This is a genomic window from Devosia sp. Root685 (assembly GCF_001427875.1).
Taxonomy (GTDB): domain Bacteria; phylum Pseudomonadota; class Alphaproteobacteria; order Rhizobiales; family Devosiaceae; genus Devosia.
The window spans coordinates 424,876-444,234 of sequence record NZ_LMHK01000002.1; the positions used below are offsets into that span (position 1 = coordinate 424,876).

Sequence of the window (19,359 nt, forward strand, 5' to 3'; positions counted from 1 at the left end):
AGAATAGCGCGAATTTCTGTGAGAAGCGCGACAAATGGATCGGGCTTGGGGCCAGACCGCGCTCAGGCCTCGCTCGACGCACGCACCAGCAATTCAGGCGATATCTCGAGCCGATGGGATGCCTCCGCCGGCGCGAGCCCCAGCGCCCCCAGCACGGCCGCTGCAGTCTGCCGGCCGATTCGTTCGGGGAAAGGATTGACCGTCGTCAGCGGCGGCACACAGATTTCGGCAATTTCGTAATTGCCGAAGCCTGCTATCGCAATCTGCTGGGGCACAGAAATGCCCATGCGCTGACATTCGGTCAGTGCACCAAAGGCCAGAAGATCGGAGACGCACAGCACCGCCTCGGTATCGGGGGCCTGTTCGAGCAAGGCCCGCGTTGCGGCGGCGCCTTCGAGCATGGAGACCGGCGGCACGCCGGCAGCGATCAGCCGGCTGGCGTCCAGACCATGGCGCTGCATGGCGGCAACAAAGCCGGCGCGGCGGTCGGCGCCACGAGAATCGCGTCCGGCTTCGCCACCGATGAAAGCGATACGTTTGCGCCCTGTTGCCACGAGATGATCGACCAGCATTCCCGCGGCGACGGCGTTGGAGAAGCCGACAACATACCCCACGGGCTGGCCGGGCAAGTCCCATATCTCGACAACCGGAATATTAGCGCCTTCGAGAAGGCGCCTGCAGCGCGCCGTATGCTGGCCGCCGGTGACGACGATGGCCTCTGGACGGCGGCGCAGCAATTGCTCGACGAGCGCCTCTTCCTGATCGACATCATAGTCTGTGTAGCCCAGCAGCAATTGAAGGCCAAAGTCCTTCAAGCCGTCGGACAGGCCCCGCACCGTATCGGCAAAATTGGCATTGTTGATCGAGGGAATCGTCACGGCGACAAAGCCGGTGCGCTGCTGGCGAAGGTTCGCGGCGGTGCTGTCAAAGACATAACCGAGTTCGTCCACCGCCAGCCTTATGGCTTCTCGGGTCTGCGCATTGACGGAGGTGCCATCGCGCAGGGCGCGGCTGACGGTCATGGGGGAGACGCCGACCTTGCGGGCAATATCCTGCATGGTCGGCGGTTTACGTGGTGGCATCAATGGTCCCGTCGCGGGGTGAATGGCGCCAAGTGATCAGCAAGGGCGACGCTGTTCAAGCCAAAACCTAAAGCTGTTCATAGTCTTCGGCCGACATCACATGGTGATGGATGCGGCCGGTGAAGAAGCGGGCGAGGACGGATTCGGTGGCGGCGCGGGCCTCGGTACGGATGGGGCTGGCAAGCGCAGCGTCCACTGCGGCGACATCGGGATAGGAAACGGCAAGGATCATCGGGAATTCCGGCGCCCCATCGTCACGCTTGACCGCATAGCTGACGCGGACCGAAAGAGCGCCGGGAAATTGCTTCCAGAGCGGCAGGATTTCGGCGGTCACGGCGGCGCGGAACGCAGCCTCCTGGCCCTCGTTGACCTTGCCTTCGAACAGCGCATAACGGGTAATCACAGAAACTTCTCCTTGCTGGGGCCGCTGAAAAATTCCATCAGCGCGGCCTGATCTTCGCCCCCTAGGCCCGCCGCGGTGAGCAGGCGGTGGATTTCCGCTGCAAGGGCGGTGAGGGGCATGGTGGTTTGGGTCTGACGCGCCAATTCGCGGGCGCCGTCGAGGTCCTTGACCATGTTGTCGATGCGGCCGGTGCGGCGGTAATCGCGCGCGGCAAAGCGCGGCATATATTCCTGCAGCAGGGCGCTATCGGCGCGGCCGCCTTTGAGCGCCGCTGGAATGCGTTCGACATTGACGCCCGCCGCCTCGGCGAGTGCGGTCGCTTCGGCAACGGCCATGAAGCCGAGACCACAAAGAACCTGGTTGACGATCTTTGTGGTCTGGCCGGTGCCGGCATCGCCCATATGGGTCTGATTGGAGGCAACCTGCGAAAGCACGTCCTGCGCCTCCAGCACATCGGCTTCGGCACCGCCCTGCATCAGGGTCAATTCACCGATCTCGGCTTTTGGGGCGCCGCCGGAGAGCGGACTATCGACCCAGCGCAGCCCACGTTCGGCCGCTTCGGATGCGAGGGCGCGGGTTTCCGCCGGATCGATCGAGGACATATCGATGATGAGGAGCCCCGGCGCCGCCCCGGCGGCCACGCCTTCGGGTCCGAAAACTGCGGCGCGAACGATGCGCGGGGCGTTAAGACTGAGGATAATGGCGCGGGCGCCTCTGGCAGCCTCGGCCGCGCTGGCCGCAGCGGTGGCGCCCTTGTCGAGGAGTGCGGCGACTTTTTCCCTATCGAGATCAAAGACGCGGAGCGGAGTGCCGGTGGTGGCGAGCCGGGCACCAATGGCGCCGCCCATGGCCCCGGCGCCGATTAGGCCGATATGACTGTTCATCCAAATTCCTCAGAGCGAAGCCGTGATGCCGCCATCGACATAGAGCGTATGGCCATTGACGAAACTCGATGCCTGGGACGCGAGGAAGACGCAGGCGCCGACCAGTTCTTCCACATTGCCCCAGCGGCCTGCCGGGGTGCGCTTTTCGAGCCAGGCCGAAAAGTCCTTGTCGGCCACGAGCGCGGCGTTGAGCGGGGTATCGAAATAGCCGGGGGCGATGGCGTTGCACTGCAGGCCATATTTCGCCCAGTCGGTACACATGCCCTTGGTGAGATTGCCCACCGCGCCCTTGGTGGCGGTATAGGGCGCGATCGAGGGACGGGCCAGCGCGGTCTGGACGCTGGCAATGTTGATGATTTTTCCCGCGCGCCGGCCGATCATGTGGCGGGCGCAGGCCTGACCGACATTGAAGACGCTCGCCACATTGGTCTGGAGCAGCAGCATGAAGGCGTCGGCCGGAAAATCTTCCAGCGGCGCGCGGAACTGCATGCCGGCATTGTTGACGAGAATGTCGATGGCGCCGGTGCTGGCTTCGAACGCGTCGATGGCAGCGCGGGCGGCGGCGTGGTCGGTCACGTCGAACGCCAGCGTGGTCGCGCCGGGGATTTCTGTGGCTGCGGCGGCGAGCTTGGTTTCGTCGCGGCCATTGAGAACAATGGTCGCCCCTGCCTCGGCCAGGCCCTTGGCCAGCGCCAGCCCGATGCCCTGCGAGGACCCGGTGATCAGGGCGCGGCGGCCGGTGAGATCAAAAATCTGCATTGCATGCTCCTCGAACGAAACGGGCTCGACAAACGCCGTTTCCTCTGTTTTGTTATCGATAACATTTTCTGTCAAGCCAAAAGCCGATTGCCGATGACCAAGCCGCAGATTCTTCAAATGGGTCCCTATCCGGAATGGGACCAGGTGCCGCTCGACGCGCAGTTTACCGTCCATCGCTATTTCGAGGCAGAGGACAAAGCGGGGTTTCTGGCCAAGGTCGGCGGCGATATTCGTGGCATCGCCACCCGTGGTGAACTCGGCGCCACTGCCGAGACCATCGCCGCCTGCCCGAACCTCGAAGTCATCAGCGTTTACGGCGTCGGCTATGACGCGGTGAACCTCGATGCCTGCCGCGCCCGCAGCATTCGCGTCACCAATACGCCGGATGTGTTGACCGGGGACGTTGCCGATCTCGGCGTTGCAATGATGCTGACCCTGTCGCGCGGCATGATCGGCGCCGCCAGCTGGGTGCGCGACGGCTCGTGGGCCGCCAAGGGGCTTTATCCCCTTCGAAGCCGCGTCTGGGGCAAACGCGCCGGCGTTCTGGGCCTTGGCCGTATCGGCTACGAGGTGGCAAAACGCCTTCAAGGCTTTGATCTCGATATCGCCTATTGCAATCCCGCGCCCAAACCCGATGCGGCGCCCAATTGGCGCTATGTGGCCGACCCCGTTGAACTGGCGCGAGACGTCGATTTCCTCTTCGTCACGCTCGCAGCGTCCGCCGCTACGCGCCATATCGTGGGCAAGGATGTCCTTGCCGCGCTTGGCCCTGAGGGCATGCTGATCAACATCTCGCGCGCGTCCAATATCGATGAAGAGGCGCTGCTCACCGCGCTTGAAAACAGGACGCTTGGCTCCGCAGCGCTCGATGTTTTCGAGGGCGAGCCCAAGCTTAATCCGCGCTTCCTTGCTCTCGACAATGTGCTGCTGCAGCCCCACCATGCGTCGGGTACTTTCGAGACCCGCAAGGCCATGGGCCAGCTGCTGCGCGACAATCTCACGGCCCACTTTGCGGGCCGCAACCTCCTCACTCCGGTACTCTGATGAAAGCCATTGTCATTCATGCCGCCGGGGATCTTCGTGTCGAAGATCGCCAAATCGAAAAGCCCGGCCCCGGCGAAGTCTCGCTGCGCCTCGCCACTGGCGGGGTCTGTGGTTCGGACCTGCACTACTACCACCATGGCGGCTTCGGCACGGTGCGCCTGCGCGAGCCGATGGTGCTCGGCCACGAGGTTTCGGCCTATGTGGACGAGTTGGGTGAGGGTGTGACGGGTCTTGAGCCCGGACAACTGGTGGCGGTGTCGCCGTCCCGCCCCTGCGGCACATGCCGCTATTGCCAGGAGGGGCTGCAAAACCAGTGCCTCAATATGCGTTTTTATGGCTCGGCCATGCCATTTCCGCATATTCAGGGCGCCTTTCGGGAGCAGCTTGTCGCCATGGCGAGCCAGTGTGTGCCGGCCGATGGTCTCAGCGCCGGCGAGGCCGCGATGGCCGAACCGCTTGCCGTGACCCTCCACGCGACGCGCCGGGCTGGCCAGCTTTTCGGCAAGCGCGTTCTCGTCACCGGTTGCGGCCCCATTGGCGTGCTGTCGATCCTCGCCGCCCGCCGTGCCGGTGCCGCCGAGATCGTTGCGACGGACCTGTCGGATTTCACCCTCACGATTGCCAGGGCTGCGGGCGCCGACCGCGTCATCAATACCGGCAAGGAGCCGGATGGTCTTGCGGCCTATGGGGCCGACAAGGGCTACTTTGACATTCTCTACGAATGCTCCGGCGCCGCCCCGGCTCTTGCTTCCGGCATCGGCGCGCTGCGTCCACGCGGCATTATCCTGCAATTGGGTCTGGGCGGCGACATGACCATTCCCATGCAGGCGATCACCTCAAAAGAACTCGACCTGCGTGGCTCCTTCCGTTTCCACGAGGAGTTCGCCATCGGCGTCGAACTGATGCGCAAGAAGCTGATCGATGTGAAACCGCTGATCACCCATTCGGTGCCGCTGGCCGAGGCGGAAACAGCTTTCAAGATCGCATCGGACCGATCTTCGGCCATGAAGGCCCAGATCGTTTTCGCGACGGCGTGAATACGCGCTGACCCGCGTCTTGCGCGGGTCAGTCTCCCGGCATTTCGACCGGCGCCGCACCACGACCGGGGCGGAACACGCGGACGAATTCCTGCACGATGATGCGTTCCGCCTCGGACAGTTCGCGGTCCGCCGAAAAGATCACCGAGAGCGCGCCCGAAACCTCTTCCTGGCGGATGGGGATGGCGACGAGATTGCCGGCCTCGATATCTCCGCGAACCGACGAAGCCGGCAGGATGGTGCAAAGCGGGGCCTGCCGGACCATGGCAATGGCGAGGGCGAGCGAGCCGACCTCGACCACCGATTTCACGCGCAGCGAGCGCTCCCGCGCCGCATCGACAAAGCTCTGATGGATGCTGAGATGGTGGCGCCCCAGAACCAGCGGCAAAGCGACGACGTCCTCCAGCCCCAGCTCCTTGCGCCCACCAAAGTTGATCGCAGGATTGCCGATGACGCAGAGCGGTTCGGTGGGGCCGAGGCCAATGCGCGCCACCTGGGCATGCACCATGCCGACGAGGGCCAGATTGAGATCGCCCGAGCGCACGCGTTCATGCAGCATGGTGTTGGAGCTTTCCACGATCTGCAATTGCCAATCGGGATGCCGACTATAGATGCGCGTCATCACATGGGCGATCTTTTCGGTGAGCGCGCTGTCGTGCCCGGAGCTTGGCAGCGTGCCGATGGTTACGCGCGCCTCGGAATGGGCGGCGATGTCATGCGCCTTGCGCACGATCCAATCCTGCCGCTCTTCGATGCCCACCGTTTGCGTGCGCACTTCCTGGCCGAAGGGCGAGAGAGTGGCGCCCTCCTCGGTGCGCAACAGCAGCGGCACGCCGATCGCTTCTTCGAGCTGGCTGATATGCTTGGAGGCGGAAGACTGGGCCGTGTTGGCGACCCGCGCGGCCGCTGAAATGCTGCCGGTTTGCGCGACGAGGTTGAAGAAATGAATCTGGCGCGTCGTCAGGAGCGGGGTGAAAACCGCGCTTTGCTCCTCGCTCAGATTGCGCCGCATCATATCGAGGAATGCCTTGCCGTACTTTCCGGCAGCCCCGCTGGCCTCGCCATAGAGCGACGATACGAACCGCGGCGCGAAGGGGGCTTCCTCGTGCCGCGTCAGGCCCAGGCGGCGCGGCATCAGATTGGCCGGCATCAGCAGGCGGGTCTGGGGGTGATCGCGCAGGATCGCCGAAACCTGGGTCGGCTCTTCGTCGCGATAGCGTAGCCGATCGGCAAAGCCCTGCTCGGTCGCAAAACCAGTCATGGCGTCCATGATTTCCCGACGCATCCGCAGCAGCGTGACGTGATCATCGGGCTGCAACACATCCACCCGGCTGCCCTTGCTGCCGACGACGATCCAGGGATCGTCGTAAAGGTGCACGGCATCGGGATGGGGTTGCGCCACATCGCCGTAAAAAATCCGAAGATGACCTGCCTTGTCGGGCAGTTTCTCGGAGCCAGCCAGGCCCGTCGGATCGCCGATATCGTCATCGTCGAGACCGGCAAAATGCCAGTCGACCAGAAGCTCGGGAAAATTTGCGATCATTTGCTGCGCGGTACGCAGCAGGGCTTTCGACACGCGGCCGATGGCGAAATTCAGATCGAGCTCTACCGAGAGTTTTGCAACGCGCCGGCCCGGCGTGTTGTGGGCCTGGCGCGCGTGCTGTTCGAGATAGAGCAGATGCGAGCCGGTGCGAAACAGCCAGAAGGCCGACGGCAGCAGATCGAGCCCGCCGCTGCGCCGTTCGAACAGTTTGAGGCCCAGCCGTGCTTCAAGGCTATGAAAAGCAATGCTGAGTGCGGATGGGGTCTGCCCCAGCTCCTTTGCCGCATCGGCAAGGCGAGGTGACTGGCAGGCCAGAACGAACTTTGAAAGCAGCGAAAGTTCGAGCCCGGCCTTGTCCATGAGAGGCAGCATAGGGCCAGCCATAGGTCTACTCAAGCGGGCCTTGATAGGAGGAACGGACCCGCGGCCGGGGCAAGCCGCGGGTCCGAAAGGCGCCGCTAGTTCAGCGCGCCGATGGCGGATTCCGCGGCGGCGAGAACGCCGCCCCGGTTGAGCAGCTTGATCATCGGTACGATCTGATCCTGCATGTAGCCATCCTGCTCCTGCAGCGGCACGACATCGGCGATGGCGTCGTAGATCGCCTGGGTGCCCTTGCCGAGCGCGAACTGGCCGAGTGCATCGCGGGTGAGGAAGATCGCCTTGGTAGCGAGGAGGCATTCCACAGCGACGATCTTGGGCATATTGCTCAACACCTGCTGCGCCTTGCGGCAGGACCAGGCGGCCATGGAAACGTGATCTTCCTGGCTCGACTTGGTCGGGATGGTGTCGGCAACGGCGGGGAAAGCCAGCGTCTTGTTTTCCGAAGCGACGGCAGCGGCGGCAGTGGACAGAATGCCATAGCCATAATTGAGGCCGATGGGGCGGCCGGCAAGATTGGGCGGCAGGCCATAGTTCAGCGTCGTATCGCAGAGCGCGAACAGGCGACGCTCCGAAATATTGCCGATTTCGATCAGGGCGATGGCGAGGATATCCATGGCGAAGGCGATGGGCTCGCAGTGGAAATTGCCGCCCGAGAGAAATTCGAGCGCGCCGGCCTCGTTCCAAAACACCAGCGGATTGTCGGTGGCCGCGTTCAGCTCGCGGGTCATCAGCGTTTTGGCATGTTCGAGCTGATCGCGGCAGGAGCCATGGACCTGCGGCAGGCAGCGGAAGGAATACTGATCCTGAATGCGCGGGTGGAAGGTGGGGTGCAGGATATCGTCTTCGAGCCGCACGGCACGCGAGGATTCCGAGGTGCGGCGCGAGCCCTTGATCATGCGGCGGACGTTTTCGGCCGCGTTGATCTGACCCGGCTGCTTGCGCACTTCGTGGATGCGCGCGTCGAACGCGGCCTGCTCGCCACGGATGGCTTCGAGGCTGAGTGCGCCGATGGCATCGACCGTCTTCATCAGTTGCTCCGCATCCCAGATCGTCAGCGAGCCCATGCCGGCGCAGAGGCTGTTGCCATTGATGAGCGCGAGGCAATCCTTGGCCTTGAGGTCGAACTTGGTCGGCGAAATGCCAGCCAGTTCGAGCGCCTTCGGGGCGGACATGCGCTCGCCATTGTAATAGGCCTCGGCTTTTTCGTAGCCGATCAGCACCGAGACCATGTGAGCGAGCGGGGCAAGATCGCCCGAGGCGCCGACCGAGCCCTGGATCGGCACGACCGGATGCACGCCATTGTTGAGCATGGCGACGAGGCGATCGACGACTTCGATACGGAGGCCCGATACGCCGACGCAGAAGGCATTGATACGCACGGCCATCATGGCGCGCACGATTTCTTCGGAGGCCGGATCGCCGAGGCCAGAGCAGTGCGACAGGACGATATTGAGCTGGAACTGCTCATTGTCGGCCTGATTGATCTTGTAATCCTTGAGCTTGCCGACACCGGTATTGAAGCCATAGGTGGCGGGGGCGTTTTCGGTCAGCCAGTTCTCTTCGATATAGGCGCGTTTTCTAACGATTTCGGCGCGGGCTTCAGGGGCCAACTCGACCTTGACGCCTTCACGGGCGATGCGGACGACCTGTTCAATGGTGAGGCTGTCGCCGTCGAGAACTATAGTGCTCATTCTTTTGTTCCTTGGAGAGAGGCGCTGGGCGCCCATGGTCAGGCCGCCGGGGCAAGCGGCCGTTGATCGAGGGTGGAAAGGGTCAGCGCCAGAACGTCAGCGGCGCGAGCGATGGCTTCGGTATCGGTCCATTCTTCGGGGGCATGGCTGATGCCGCTCTTGGAAGGCACGAAAATCATGGCGGCGGGCGCAATGCGCGCGATAAAGGCCGCGTCATGGCCGGCACCGGAGGCGAGCGGGCGGGTAGCGAAGCCGTGGATTTCGGCGGCGTCGCGGATGAGTGCTTGTAGCCGGGCGTCGCAAGCAACGGCGAAGGTGCGGCTCAACCGTTCCGTTGCGGCGACACGGCAGCCTTCTGCGGTCGCGGCAGCCTTGACGAGCGTGGCGATGGTGGCGAGGTAGTCCTCCATGGCCGCGTCATTCTCGGCACGGATATCGACCACGGCTTCGGCCGCGCCCGGCACGACATTGGCGCCGTTGGGTTCAAGCTTCATCACGCCGATCGTCGCGGTGAAATGCCCCCTGCCCCTGTCGGCTTCCGCGCGCGCTGCATCGCGCAGCGCCAGCATCAGCCGCGCCATGGCCATGCCGGCATCGGCACGCATGGACATCGGCACGGTGCCTGCATGACCGGCTTCGCCTTCAAGGCGCAGGCGAACGCGAGCAATGCCGGCTATGCCGCTGACGATGCCAAGAGGAATGTCTTCTGCTTCGAGGACGGGGCCTTGTTCGATGTGGATTTCGACAAAGGCACCGACATCGCTGCGGATGGACTTGGCGATATTTTCGGGCGAGCCGCCCATGCGGGTGATAGCCGTATCGAGACGTTCGCTGTCGGGTCCGATCATGGCGAAATGATCGGCACTGAGCGCGCCGACCATGCCGCGGCTCCCGATGCAGGAGAGTCCCCATTCGCTGGGCTCCTCGGCGAGAAAATCGACGAGGTCGATGCTGTGCTCGGGCTGAAAGCCGGTAAGGCGCATGGCGCGAATGGCAGCAAGGCCGGAGAGAATGCCGGCAATGCCGTCGAAGCGACCGCCGCTCGGCACGGTGTCGCTGTGCGAGCCGGTCATCAGCACCGGGGCTTCGGGATTGCGACCGGCCCAGCGCCCGACAAGATTACCGGCAGCGTCGATATGCGCCGTCAGGCCTTCTTCGGTGAAGCGCCGTGCGAGATAGTCGCGCCCTCTCAGAAACATCGGCGTGAACGATCGGCGGGTCCATGGCTTGCCGGGTTCGGTCAGCGCAGCGAGGGCATCGAAATCCTTCTGCAACTGTGCCCGGTCGACCTTTAGGGGGACGTTTGAACCCAAGGCGTTCATGCCGCAGCACTCACTTTGGCACTGGCGACACGGTTTGGCTTGACGAAACGGCCGTTGCCGGGCTGGGCCAGCACATTGGTGCCATCAAAAACCATTTCGCCGCGGAGGAAGGTGGCGACGGGAGCGTGACGGATCAGGCGGCCTTCATAGGGGCTCCAGCCGACAACGTTGTGGCCGCTGGCGGTGGGGTCATAGTAGCGCGGACGCTCGGTGAAGACTGCGAAGTCCGCGTCGAGGCCAAGGCCGAAACCGCCCTTCTGATCGGCAATGCGGAAGAGGCGTGCCGGATTGGATGCGAGCAGCTTTGCCGCATGAGTGAGCGACAGGTTGCGATCGGTCAGGCCATCGAGCAGCAGGCTCGGCAGCACTTCGAGGCCCGGCATGCCCGAGGCATTTTCGAGCATGACCGGGGACGACTTGCGCTCGATCCCCCAGGAAACATGGTCGGTGGAAACGATGGTGATGTGCCCGGCGGCGAGGTGCTTCCAGAGCTTTTCGCGCTCGGCGGCCGAACGGATCGGCGGATTGCACTTGGCGCGGCCGAGGAGGCGCGAAACATCTTCTTCCTCGCTGCAAACGAGATAGTGGATGCAGGCTTCGATGGTCGCATCGACGCCCTGAGCGCGATAGGCCTCGGAAAGGTCATAGCCGCGGCCGACCGAGCAATGGACGATATGGGCCGAGGCGCCTGTGGCCTGGGCGATCTCGTAGACTTCAGCGATGGCAAGGGTTTCGGCGATGGCCGGGCGGCTTTCACCGTGGGTGCGATAGTCAGTGCGGCCCGTGGCCTTGATGGCCTCGCTCCAGACCTGAACGCACTCGTCGTTCTCGTTGTGAACGCCAGCGATCAGGCCGGTCTTTGCAACTTCCGTAAAGGCGGCGTGCAACAGCGGCGTCGGGATGCGCGGGAAGCGGGTAGAGTCGGTGTTGAAGGTCGAGAACTTGAAGGAAGCGGCACCGGCTTCGGCCATTTCAGCGATATGGATGGGGCCATGCGCCGGATTGATGGTGCCGTAGAGCGCGAAATCGACGCGCGCCTGTTCACCTGCGCTGCGGGCCTTTTCGCGGATCATGTCGCCGGTCGAGATCAGGAGGCCTGCGTCATAGGGCATGTCGACGATGGTGGTGACGCCGCCAGCTGCCGCCGAACGGGTCGACCAGACAAAATCTTCCTGGTCCTTTTGCGAGCGCGAATGGACTTGGCCGTCGATGACGCCCGGCAGCACGATGGCATTGCCGAAGTCATGCACATCTTTGGCGGCAGGCGCCTGGCCAGAACCAAGCAGCGCAATCTTGCCATCGCGGACGGCGGCAAAGCCGCGCTCGACAATGCCGTCTTCGCCGACGAAACGGCCCTGGATTACACTATCGAAATCACTCATCGTTTGTTCTCCCCGTCAGTCCAGCGCCAGGGCAGGCAGAACCTGCGTTTCGTAGGCGAGAGTGAAGGTCTTCAGAAATTCAGTGGCAGCCGGGGCAGCGAGACCCCGCATGGCTAGATACAAAAGCGCGGTGCTTTCGCCATTCGCGGCAGAGGGCGGAAAAGCCTCGGCAAGGCGCTGCACATGGAGACGCTCGGCCTCAAGTTCGAGCCGCTTGATATCGTCGTGGAGGCCGGTTTCAGCGGGCGCATTGAAGCGTCCCTTCATCCCCTGCCGCGCCCGGCGAAGCGGCTCGATGACGGTTTCGCGCCAGCTTTGGCTATCGACGACAAGCGCTTCGAGATCGTATCGCGCAATGCCGTGCCCTGCCCTGTCGGCGAGGCTCAGGACCAGCAGGAGCGGCACATCGGCGCCAAAACGCTCCTGCACCTCAAGGCAGGCGGTGGCAAGGCCCGGGTCGCGATAGACCGCGCACATGTCGGGCCAGACGCGAGGAAGAAATGCGAGATTGATCATCGCTGCGTCCTCACTGCCATTCCCGGCGCGGGCTCGTCGTGCGGATGATGGCACGCCACCATCTGCCCGCGCGGCGCCGGCGTCACGGCCGGAACGGTTTCGGCACAAATCTGAGTGGCGCGCGGGCAACGGCTGCGGAACGCGCAGCCACCCTGCGGCCGATTGCGCGAGGGCATGACCGTGCGCTTGCCATCGGGTTCGATTTTTCGCGTTGCATCAACGACGGGAACGGCTTCGAGAAGGGTACGGGTATAGGGATGAGCCGGCCGCTCGTAGATCTGCGGCCCGGTGCCGATTTCGACGATGCGGCCCATATAGAGAACCGCAACGCGATCGCTGACATTCTTCACCACGGCCAGGTCGTGCGAGATGAAGATCAGTGCCAGATTGCGGTTCTCACGAATATCCTGCAGCAGGTTGATAACCTGCGCCTGCACCGAAACGTCGAGCGAGGCGACCGGCTCGTCGCAGACGATCAGTTCGGGCTCCACGGCCAGCGAACGCGCAATGGCGATGCGTTGGCACTGGCCGCCGGAAAACTGGTGCGGCTTTCGCCCGGCTACAGTGGCGAGATCAAAACCGACAGCCGACAGCGCCGCCTCGACGCGCGACTTGCGCTCGCTCGCCGGCTTGCCCTGAATAACGAGACCTTCGGCAACGATGTCTTCGACATTGCGGCGCGGATTGAACGAAGACAGTGGGTCTTGAAAAATCATCTGCAGCCGATCGCGCATGTGGCGCATGTCGGTGCTTGAAAGCGTATTGAGATAGGTCTTCTTGTAGCGAACGGCGCCTTCGGACTTGGTGTTGGCATCGGGCAAGAGACGCAGAATGGCGCGGCCGATCGTGGTCTTGCCGCTGCCACTTTCACCCACAAGGCCAAGGGTTTCGCCCGCAGCGACAGAAAAGGAAACGTCATCGACGGCCTTCATCTCTTTACCGCCGCGCGAAAAGCTCACCGAGAGATTGCGGACTTCGAGGATTATCTCGTCGTTAAGGGCGATATCACTGGACATGGGCGATTTCCGCGAGCGGGAAGTGGCAGGCGAAGCGATGGCTCGGGTGGACGCCCGCTGACATTGCCGGCATGACCTCGTGGCATTTGGCCTGCGCCGAGGGGCAGCGTGGGGCGAAGGGGCACCCGGCGGGGCGATTGGCAAGGTTCGGCGGCTGGCCGGGGATGGTGCGCAACCGCGTATGGGCGGGCTGGTCCATGGCCGGCATGGCTGAGAGCAATGCCTCGGTATAGCGATGGCGCGGATTGCGAAACACTTCCGAGGTCGGGCCATATTCGACGACATTGCCGCCATAGAGCACCAGGATCTCATCGGTGCGGCCGGCGACGACGCCGAGATTGTGCGACACGAGGATCATCGACATCTGCCGCTGGGCCTGGATGGTCTGGAGCAGGTCCAGCACTTCCTTTTGCACGGTCACATCGAGCGCCGTCGTCGCCTCGTCGGCGATAAGAAGGTCCGGCTGGCAGATCAGGGCCGCGGCGATCATGATGCGCTGCTTCATGCCACCTGAAAACTGGTGCGGATAGTAATTGTAGCAATCCTCGGGATCGGGCAGCCCGACAAAGGACAGGAGTTCGATGGCACGGCTACGGGCCTCGGCCTTGCTCATCCCCAGGTGAATGCAACCGGCTTCCTCGATCTGCCGCCCGATCTGCACGAAGGGATTGAGCGAACTCATCGGGTTTTGGAAGACGATGCCGACCTTACGGCCGATCAGCTTGGCACGCTGCTTGGGCTTGAGCGCGGACAGGTCCTGGCCGTCGAGCTCGATCCGGCCCTTGGTCCGCAAGCCGCGCGGCGCAATGCCCATGATCGCCTTGATCAGCATGGACTTGCCGGCGCCGGATTCACCGACAATTCCGAGGGCGCGGCGGGTATCGAGGCTGAAATTGATATCTTGCAGGATCTGCAGCGGACCGGAGACGGAGTCCATCTCGCAGGTCATGGCCTTGCACGACAGGATCGGGTGGGAAGCGGGTGTAGCGTCCATCTCAGCTCTCCCGCTCGCGATTGTTGAGGCGTTGGGCGAGGTAGTCACCGATGGTGTTGAAGGCATAGACCGTGAGAACAATGGCGAGGATGGGCCCGACGATCAGCACCGGAAAGCGGCTGAGGAGATCGGTGGAGGATGCGATCATGCCGCCCCAACTCGGGGCCGGCGCCGGAATGCCGTAACCGAGAAAGCTCAGTGAACCTTCGGTGATGATGAGGCCGGCCATCAGGGTCGGCATGACGGCGGTAAGCGCCGGGATGAGATTGGGCAGGATTTCCTTGAGGAGAACCCGGCTGTCGGTAGCCCCCATGGCGCGGGCGGCCAGCACATAGTCGCGATTAGACTGCGAGATGACGCCCGCCTTGGCGACGCGGGCATAAGTGCCGATATCGAAAATGCCGAGCACGACGATGATGGTGACGACCGAAGGGCCGGTGACGGCGACGAAGGCCAGCACCACCAAGGTCGAAGGCATGGCGGCGAGCGCATTGGCAAAGAGATCGACGGCGCGTTCGAAAATGCCGCGATAGTATCCGGCAAGCATACCAAGCAGCAGCCCGGACACGAGAGCGATGGTCGTCGAGACTGCAACAATCATCATCGAGGTGCGCGCGCCATAGAGCACGCGCGAAAAGATGCTGCGGCCGATATCATCGGTGCCGAAAAGGCCGTTGAGCGACCATTCCGGCAATTGCGAGAAATCGCCATAGGGCAGTTTCGGGCTGACGAGGCCGGGGATGAAATCGACGAACAGCGCCACAAGGACGAGCAACACGAGGAAGATTGCGGCGAGGAATTCGAAAGGCGTAGCGCCGGGCAATTTCATTTTGCTCGACCAGGGCATGGCGTGGCGCACGATATCGCCGAGTTTGGCATTCGGGCCGGGTTTGAAGGCGGGTGAGTTGCCGATATCGGTCATGATACTTTCACCCGCGGATCGATGAGCGCATAGCCGAGATCGACCAGCATGAAGACGATGACGAAGATCACCACGGTGAGCGACAGGATGGCCTGGACGAGCGGAATGTCGTGGCTTTTGACGGCGCTCAAAATGGTCCAGCCGATGCCGGGCACGGCAAAATAGCTTTCGACCACGAAGGAGCCGGCGAGCATGTAGGTCAACGACAGGCCCATGACCGTCAGGATTTGCGGCATGGCCGGGCGCAGGGCGTGATTGAAAAGAATGTAGGAGAGCGGTAGGCCGCGGGCTCGCGCCACCGCGATATAGTCTTCCTGCAGCGTCGTGACGAACTCGTTGCGCGCCACGCGGTAAAGATAGGCGGTCTGGTGGAGGCTGAGACACAGGACCGGCAGCGCTACATACCAGAGATTGGCCACCGGATTTTCGGTGAGTTTTGCCCAGCCTGTCGCCGGGAACCAGCGCAGGACCATGGCAAAGAGATAGGAAAACAGAACCACGATCACGAAGGTCGGCACGGCGAGCAGCACGGTCGAGATCGAGCGCATGACCTTGTCGGTCAGCTTATTGGGGTGGCTGGCCGTATACATGGCGACAGGAATACCGATCAGCGACACGGCCATGGCGAGGAAGGCGATTTCGAAGGTGACGGCCGCACGTTCAAGCACAACGCCGAGGATCGGTTGCTGGCTGAAAAGGGTCACCCCGAGATCGCCGCGCAACAAATCGCCGAGCCAGCTCAAATAGCGCTGCCAGACCGGCAGGTCATAACCATATTGAGTATTGAGAGCGGCAATCTGTTCGGGCGTCGCGTAGTCGCCGAGGATCAATTGGGCAGCCGAGCCGGGTGCCAGGCTCGAAAGGGCAGTCGCGCTGAACGTCACCAGCAGGAAAACCAGAATGCCGGTGATCAATCGCGTCGATATGGCCCGAATATAGGGCATTGCGTTGGTCAGCACGTCATTTCCCTTTCCTGTTCTGGCGGTGAGTTTGCGCCCACCGCCGCGGTTGCGTGATGGCGAAAGCGCGGGTCAGATGCGCTTCCACTCCTCTTCCGCGTCCATCCAGCCGATGTCGCGTTCGAGTAGGTTCCGCTGTTCTTCCCTGGAATAGCCACCCATGTCGTGATCGTCGGAGTAACGGGTGCTCATCTCGCCGAACACGCGCTTACCGAAATCCATCATGCCGTACATCGAACCCTTTTCGAGGTAGTGCATGGTGACGAGGTTGAAGCCGAGCGCGCCGATGTCTTCGAGTTCGACAAACGGCTTGCCGTTGACGACGGCGATGTCGCCGAACATCTTCCAGCCGGGCAGTGCCTTGTTGACCTTCTGGCATTCTTCGAGCGTGCGAAGGCCATGAACATAGGTCATTTCGGCACCGAGTTCCTCGGCCTTGACGCAACGCTCGATGGCGTCGTCGAGGCCCTTTTCGAGCTTGGACTCGGTACGGGCGATCACGACGCAATCGGTATCGGCGCAGGCATCGAGCGCCGCCTTGATCTTGGCGAGCCAGAGTTCCTGCGAGACGACCGGATGGTCGATATTGCCATCGAGCTTGCCTTCCAGCGTCGCTTTTTCCATGGCGCGGCCGAAGCGGGCATAACCGCGCTCATTGGGCGTGTCTTCGAGAAGGATCGCGGCAGCACCCGCCTTGGCGAGGCGGCGGCAGGTGCGATAGGCCTGCGCCACATCGCCAAAACAATCGTCGGCGTCAATGATCAGGGGCAGCGGCGAATAGTCAGAAATGCGGTCGGTGGCCCACACCAGCTCTTCCTGATTGTGCAGCCCCATGTCCGGTACGCCCGACATGCTGAAGCCAAGCGAGGCGCCACTCAGGAGAATGGCCTCGAAACCGGCCATTTCAGCGGCCTTGGCGGAGTAGCAGTCCCATACGCAGGGAGTGAAGACCTGCTTTTCACCGAAGAGCTGGCGGAAGGTCTTTCTGGGGCGTTTGTCAAACATCGGGTTACCCTTTGGGTATCATGAGGCGGACACGGCATTGGCCGTGTCCAGGAAATCGGCGGTGCCGCAGGGCGATGCGGCACCGCCCACTCCGCCCGAGGGACCGGCGGAGCTTGGTGGTCTACGTCTTATTCCGCAGCGCAGGCGTCTTCACAGACATAGAGATACTGCTTTTGCAGAATGCCGCCGTTGGACGGCACGATGCCGCCGGTATTGTCGCGCAGCAGCAGGAAGCGGGTTTCCGAGCCGAAGATGTAGAGCGGCAGATCTTCCGCCACGACCTTCTGCACATTGGCATAAGCCGCCTTCACTTCGGTCTGGTCCATCGTGGCGTTGGCCGCATTGAGGAAACCATCCATGGCCTCGCTCGAGTACTGACCCCAGTTATCGACGCCGCCGGTCTTGAGCATGTTGGAAATGATCGGCTCAGCGCCGTTCGCCACCAGCACGCCGCCATCGATACACAGGTCGAAATTGACCTGTGTCTGACACTGCGGCTTAAGCATGGCCTGGTCGACCAGCTCAACCTCGACCTCGACGTTTTCGTAGGCGGTGAGCACCTGCTGCAGATAGGACGTCAGGCGCTTGAGATCGGAGTTGGAGTAGCTGACGAGCTTGATCTTGAACGGCTTGCCGTCTGCGGCCAGCGCGTCGAAAAGCTCCTGAGCTTTGGCCGGATCGTAAGTCGGCAGGACATCGGCCGGATCGTAATATGGCGATGCCTGAGTAAAATAGTTGGTCGGCGTGACATAGCCTTCGAGCTGCGTATAGGCCTGCATCAGGCGCGCCGGATCGACGGCATGATAGAAGGCTTCGCGAGCACGGTGATCGGTAAACGTGCCGGCAACCTGGTTGAAATAGGCACGATAAAGACCCGGGATCGGGATTTCGTGCGTCGTCACGCTGGGTGCTTCGGCATTGGCGCCGAACTGGTAGGGATAGCCGGCCATCATCTGCGCGCCGCCCTGTACCACAGTCGAGATACGGCTGTTGGTTTCAGGAATGATCGCGAACTTCAGCGTGTCGAGATAGGGGCGCGGCTGATCCCAATAGTCCGGGTTGCGCTTGAACGACAGCGAGATGCCCTGGTCCCAGCTTTCGAAGAGGAAGGCACCAGCGCCAACCGGCTTGATGGCCGCCTTGTCGGTACCGGCAGCTTCCAGAGCCGCGGGCGAGGCAACGAAGGGCGAGGACTGGGCCAGCGTCGAACCGAAGTTGCGGTTCGGTGTCGGCAGCGTGATCTCGATGGTCAGCGGGTCGATAATCTTCACGCCGTCGATCCAGGAGGACACGAAGGGTTGTGCCGGTGCGAGCGTGTCCGGATTGGCAGCGCGCTTCCAGTTATAGACCACAGCTTCGGCGTCATACGGATTGCCGTCGGTGAACTTCACGTCGGGACGGAGTTTGAGCGTCCAGACGGTCGCGTCGTCGCTGGTGAGGCTTTCGGCCATGCCGCCCTGCACTTTGCCTTCAAGGTCGACGTAGACGAGGAAGCCATAGACCGCGTCGAGCTGGTCCATCGGGCCGCCGGGGAAAGTGCCCGAGGTGATGGCCGGGTCCCAGCTCTTGATATCAGAGCCGGCAATGATGGTCATCTCGCCACCGCTGACGGCCTGTTCGTCAGCCTGAGCGAAAGCGGTGGTGGTCATGCCGATCAGCACCGAGCTACCGAGCAAGAGCGCAATGGCGGCGGCCCGGCCCATACGGACGGCGCTCGACTTGCGGGTAAACTGCGTAAAGGTCATTTGTTTCTCCGTTTATTGGCTCTTTGTTCCCTCAAAGAGCCTGTTCCCTGCTTCTGTGCTGGCTGAGGCAACCAGCAGGCACGTCCCCTGACTAGCTCAGACCTCCTTCTTTCCATCGGCGCACACTGGGGTGGTCGAAATCGAACAGGTCCAGAGCGCGACCAACCGTCTGGCTGACCAGATCGTCGAGTGTCTTCGGACGTGTATAGAAGCTGGGCACGGGCGGCACGATAATCGCCCCGCTGCGCGTTGCCGTGTCCATCAAGGCGATGTGACCGGCATGGAGCGGGGTTTCCCGCACCATCAGCACCAGCTTGCGCCGCTCCTTGAGACAGACATCGGCGGCCCGCGAAATCAGGTCGTCGGTATAGCAATGGGCGACGGCGCTTAGCGTCTTTATCGAACAGGGCGCGACCAGCATGCCTTCGCACTTGAATGAGCCCGAAGCCACCGCCGCCCCGATATCCTTATGCGGATAAACGACGTCGGCGAGCGCGCGAATATCGTCAGCCGAAGTGGCAGCGCCTTCCTCAATCGCGGTGCGAATGCCGGCTGACGACATGATGAGGTGGGTTTCCACGTCCTCGATGTCGCGCAGCATTTCGAGCGCCCGCACGCCGTAGCAGGCACCGGAGGCTCCGGTAATCGCGACGATCATGCGGCGCTTACCCATG

General features: G+C 62.6%; 18 protein-coding genes. 2 read left to right on the forward strand and 16 right to left on the reverse strand.

The genetic code is table 11. The features are described from left to right. Positions 1 to 62: 62 nt before the first annotated feature. From ASD83_RS10655 to ASD83_RS10670, 4 genes are all read right to left on the reverse strand, one after another. Positions 63 to 1,082 (reverse strand): LacI family DNA-binding transcriptional regulator, encoded by a 1,020-nt coding sequence (locus tag ASD83_RS10655; protein ID WP_413813495.1) that lies wholly within the window; start codon positions 1,080 to 1,082, stop codon positions 63 to 65. 67 nt (positions 1,083 to 1,149) lie between these two features. Continuing rightward, the gene (locus ASD83_RS10660) at positions 1,150 to 1,485 is read right to left on the reverse strand and encodes a hypothetical protein (RefSeq protein WP_056310694.1); all 336 of its coding nucleotides are present in this window, start codon (positions 1,483 to 1,485) and stop codon (positions 1,150 to 1,152) included. Further along, positions 1,482 to 2,369: an NAD(P)-dependent oxidoreductase gene (locus ASD83_RS10665; protein WP_056310696.1), complete on the reverse strand. Its 888-nt coding sequence runs from the start codon at positions 2,367 to 2,369 to the stop codon at positions 1,482 to 1,484. The genes ASD83_RS10660 and ASD83_RS10665 overlap by 4 nt, the downstream gene beginning before the upstream one ends. A 9-nt stretch (positions 2,370 to 2,378) precedes the next feature. Further along, the gene (locus tag ASD83_RS10670) at positions 2,379 to 3,128 is read right to left on the reverse strand and encodes an SDR family oxidoreductase (RefSeq protein WP_056312306.1); all 750 of its coding nucleotides are present in this window, start codon (positions 3,126 to 3,128) and stop codon (positions 2,379 to 2,381) included. Positions 3,129 to 3,221: 93 nt separating this feature from the next. Between ASD83_RS10670 and ASD83_RS10675 the strand changes: the two genes are divergently transcribed. Beyond that, positions 3,222 to 4,172: a 2-hydroxyacid dehydrogenase gene (locus ASD83_RS10675; protein ID WP_056310698.1), complete on the forward strand. Its 951-nt coding sequence runs from the start codon at positions 3,222 to 3,224 to the stop codon at positions 4,170 to 4,172. Then, positions 4,172 to 5,209, forward strand: coding sequence for an L-idonate 5-dehydrogenase (locus ASD83_RS10680; protein WP_056310700.1), 1,038 nt, complete (start codon positions 4,172 to 4,174; stop codon positions 5,207 to 5,209). The genes ASD83_RS10675 and ASD83_RS10680 overlap by 1 nt, the downstream gene beginning before the upstream one ends. Before the next feature lie 28 nt (positions 5,210 to 5,237). On the opposite strand, the gene ASD83_RS10685 is transcribed toward ASD83_RS10680, so the two are convergent. From ASD83_RS10685 to ASD83_RS10740, 12 genes are all read right to left on the reverse strand, one after another. Further along, on the reverse strand, positions 5,238 to 7,124 hold the full coding sequence (locus tag ASD83_RS10685) for a LysR substrate-binding domain-containing protein (protein ID WP_162249152.1): 1,887 nt from the start codon (positions 7,122 to 7,124) through the stop codon (positions 5,238 to 5,240). Between the two features lie 86 nt (positions 7,125 to 7,210). Continuing rightward, positions 7,211 to 8,824, reverse strand: coding sequence for an HAL/PAL/TAL family ammonia-lyase (locus tag ASD83_RS10690; protein ID WP_056310704.1), 1,614 nt, complete (start codon positions 8,822 to 8,824; stop codon positions 7,211 to 7,213). A gap of 38 nt (positions 8,825 to 8,862) precedes the next feature. Next, positions 8,863 to 10,146: a Zn-dependent hydrolase gene (locus ASD83_RS10695; protein ID WP_056310705.1), complete on the reverse strand. Its 1,284-nt coding sequence runs from the start codon at positions 10,144 to 10,146 to the stop codon at positions 8,863 to 8,865. Further along, positions 10,143 to 11,528, reverse strand: coding sequence for a dihydroorotase (locus tag ASD83_RS10700; RefSeq protein ID WP_056310707.1), 1,386 nt, complete (start codon positions 11,526 to 11,528; stop codon positions 10,143 to 10,145). The genes ASD83_RS10695 and ASD83_RS10700 overlap by 4 nt, the downstream gene beginning before the upstream one ends. 15 nt (positions 11,529 to 11,543) lie before the next feature. Then, complete coding sequence (locus ASD83_RS10705; RefSeq protein ID WP_056310709.1) at positions 11,544 to 12,044, reverse strand: TIGR02444 family protein; 501 nt, start codon at positions 12,042 to 12,044, stop codon at positions 11,544 to 11,546. Then, positions 12,041 to 13,060, reverse strand: coding sequence for an ABC transporter ATP-binding protein (locus ASD83_RS10710; RefSeq protein ID WP_056310711.1), 1,020 nt, complete (start codon positions 13,058 to 13,060; stop codon positions 12,041 to 12,043). Before ASD83_RS10710 ends, ASD83_RS10705 begins: the two co-directional genes overlap by 4 nt. Continuing rightward, positions 13,050 to 14,054: an ABC transporter ATP-binding protein gene (locus ASD83_RS10715; RefSeq protein WP_056310713.1), complete on the reverse strand. Its 1,005-nt coding sequence runs from the start codon at positions 14,052 to 14,054 to the stop codon at positions 13,050 to 13,052. The genes ASD83_RS10710 and ASD83_RS10715 overlap by 11 nt, the downstream gene beginning before the upstream one ends. 1 nt (position 14,055) lies before the next feature. Continuing rightward, positions 14,056 to 14,976, reverse strand: coding sequence for an ABC transporter permease (locus ASD83_RS10720; RefSeq protein WP_056310715.1), 921 nt, complete (start codon positions 14,974 to 14,976; stop codon positions 14,056 to 14,058). Then, the gene (locus ASD83_RS10725; RefSeq protein WP_056310716.1) at positions 14,973 to 15,920 is read right to left on the reverse strand and encodes an ABC transporter permease; all 948 of its coding nucleotides are present in this window, start codon (positions 15,918 to 15,920) and stop codon (positions 14,973 to 14,975) included. Before ASD83_RS10725 ends, ASD83_RS10720 begins: the two co-directional genes overlap by 4 nt. An 87-nt stretch (positions 15,921 to 16,007) precedes the next feature. Continuing rightward, entirely contained in the window at positions 16,008 to 16,940 is a 933-nt protein-coding gene (locus tag ASD83_RS10730; protein ID WP_056310718.1) for an isocitrate lyase/PEP mutase family protein, read from the reverse strand. A gap of 128 nt (positions 16,941 to 17,068) precedes the next feature. After that, positions 17,069 to 18,685: an ABC transporter substrate-binding protein gene (locus ASD83_RS10735; protein WP_056310720.1), complete on the reverse strand. Its 1,617-nt coding sequence runs from the start codon at positions 18,683 to 18,685 to the stop codon at positions 17,069 to 17,071. A gap of 91 nt (positions 18,686 to 18,776) precedes the next feature. After that, entirely contained in the window at positions 18,777 to 19,358 is a 582-nt protein-coding gene (locus ASD83_RS10740; RefSeq protein ID WP_056310722.1) for a UbiX family flavin prenyltransferase, read from the reverse strand. Position 19,359 lies beyond the last annotated feature (1 nt).

Excerpts from the sequence above, each read along its gene's own strand:
- ASD83_RS10655 (WP_413813495.1), bottom strand. The coding sequence starts at position 1,082 with ATGCCACCACGTAAACCGCCGACCATGCAGGATATTGCCCGCAAGGTC.
- ASD83_RS10665 (WP_056310696.1), bottom strand. The coding sequence starts at position 2,369 with ATGAACAGTCATATCGGCCTAATCGGCGCCGGGGCCATGGGCGGCGCC.
- ASD83_RS10670 (WP_056312306.1), bottom strand. The coding sequence starts at position 3,128 with ATGCAGATTTTTGATCTCACCGGCCGCCGCGCCCTGATCACCGGGTCC.
- ASD83_RS10675 (WP_056310698.1), top strand. The coding sequence starts at position 3,222 with ATGACCAAGCCGCAGATTCTTCAAATGGGTCCCTATCCGGAATGGGAC.
- ASD83_RS10680 (WP_056310700.1), top strand. The coding sequence starts at position 4,172 with ATGAAAGCCATTGTCATTCATGCCGCCGGGGATCTTCGTGTCGAAGAT.
- ASD83_RS10685 (WP_162249152.1), bottom strand. The coding sequence starts at position 7,124 with ATGCTGCCTCTCATGGACAAGGCCGGGCTCGAACTTTCGCTGCTTTCA.
- ASD83_RS10690 (WP_056310704.1), bottom strand. The coding sequence starts at position 8,824 with ATGAGCACTATAGTTCTCGACGGCGACAGCCTCACCATTGAACAGGTC.
- ASD83_RS10695 (WP_056310705.1), bottom strand. The coding sequence starts at position 10,146 with ATGAACGCCTTGGGTTCAAACGTCCCCCTAAAGGTCGACCGGGCACAG.
- ASD83_RS10700 (WP_056310707.1), bottom strand. The coding sequence starts at position 11,528 with ATGAGTGATTTCGATAGTGTAATCCAGGGCCGTTTCGTCGGCGAAGAC.
- ASD83_RS10705 (WP_056310709.1), bottom strand. The coding sequence starts at position 12,044 with ATGATCAATCTCGCATTTCTTCCTCGCGTCTGGCCCGACATGTGCGCG.
- ASD83_RS10710 (WP_056310711.1), bottom strand. The coding sequence starts at position 13,060 with ATGTCCAGTGATATCGCCCTTAACGACGAGATAATCCTCGAAGTCCGC.
- ASD83_RS10715 (WP_056310713.1), bottom strand. The coding sequence starts at position 14,054 with ATGGACGCTACACCCGCTTCCCACCCGATCCTGTCGTGCAAGGCCATG.
- ASD83_RS10720 (WP_056310715.1), bottom strand. The coding sequence starts at position 14,976 with ATGACCGATATCGGCAACTCACCCGCCTTCAAACCCGGCCCGAATGCC.
- ASD83_RS10725 (WP_056310716.1), bottom strand. The coding sequence starts at position 15,920 with ATGCCCTATATTCGGGCCATATCGACGCGATTGATCACCGGCATTCTG.
- ASD83_RS10730 (WP_056310718.1), bottom strand. The coding sequence starts at position 16,940 with ATGTTTGACAAACGCCCCAGAAAGACCTTCCGCCAGCTCTTCGGTGAA.
- ASD83_RS10735 (WP_056310720.1), bottom strand. The coding sequence starts at position 18,685 with ATGACCTTTACGCAGTTTACCCGCAAGTCGAGCGCCGTCCGTATGGGC.
- ASD83_RS10740 (WP_056310722.1), bottom strand. The coding sequence starts at position 19,358 with ATGGGTAAGCGCCGCATGATCGTCGCGATTACCGGAGCCTCCGGTGCC.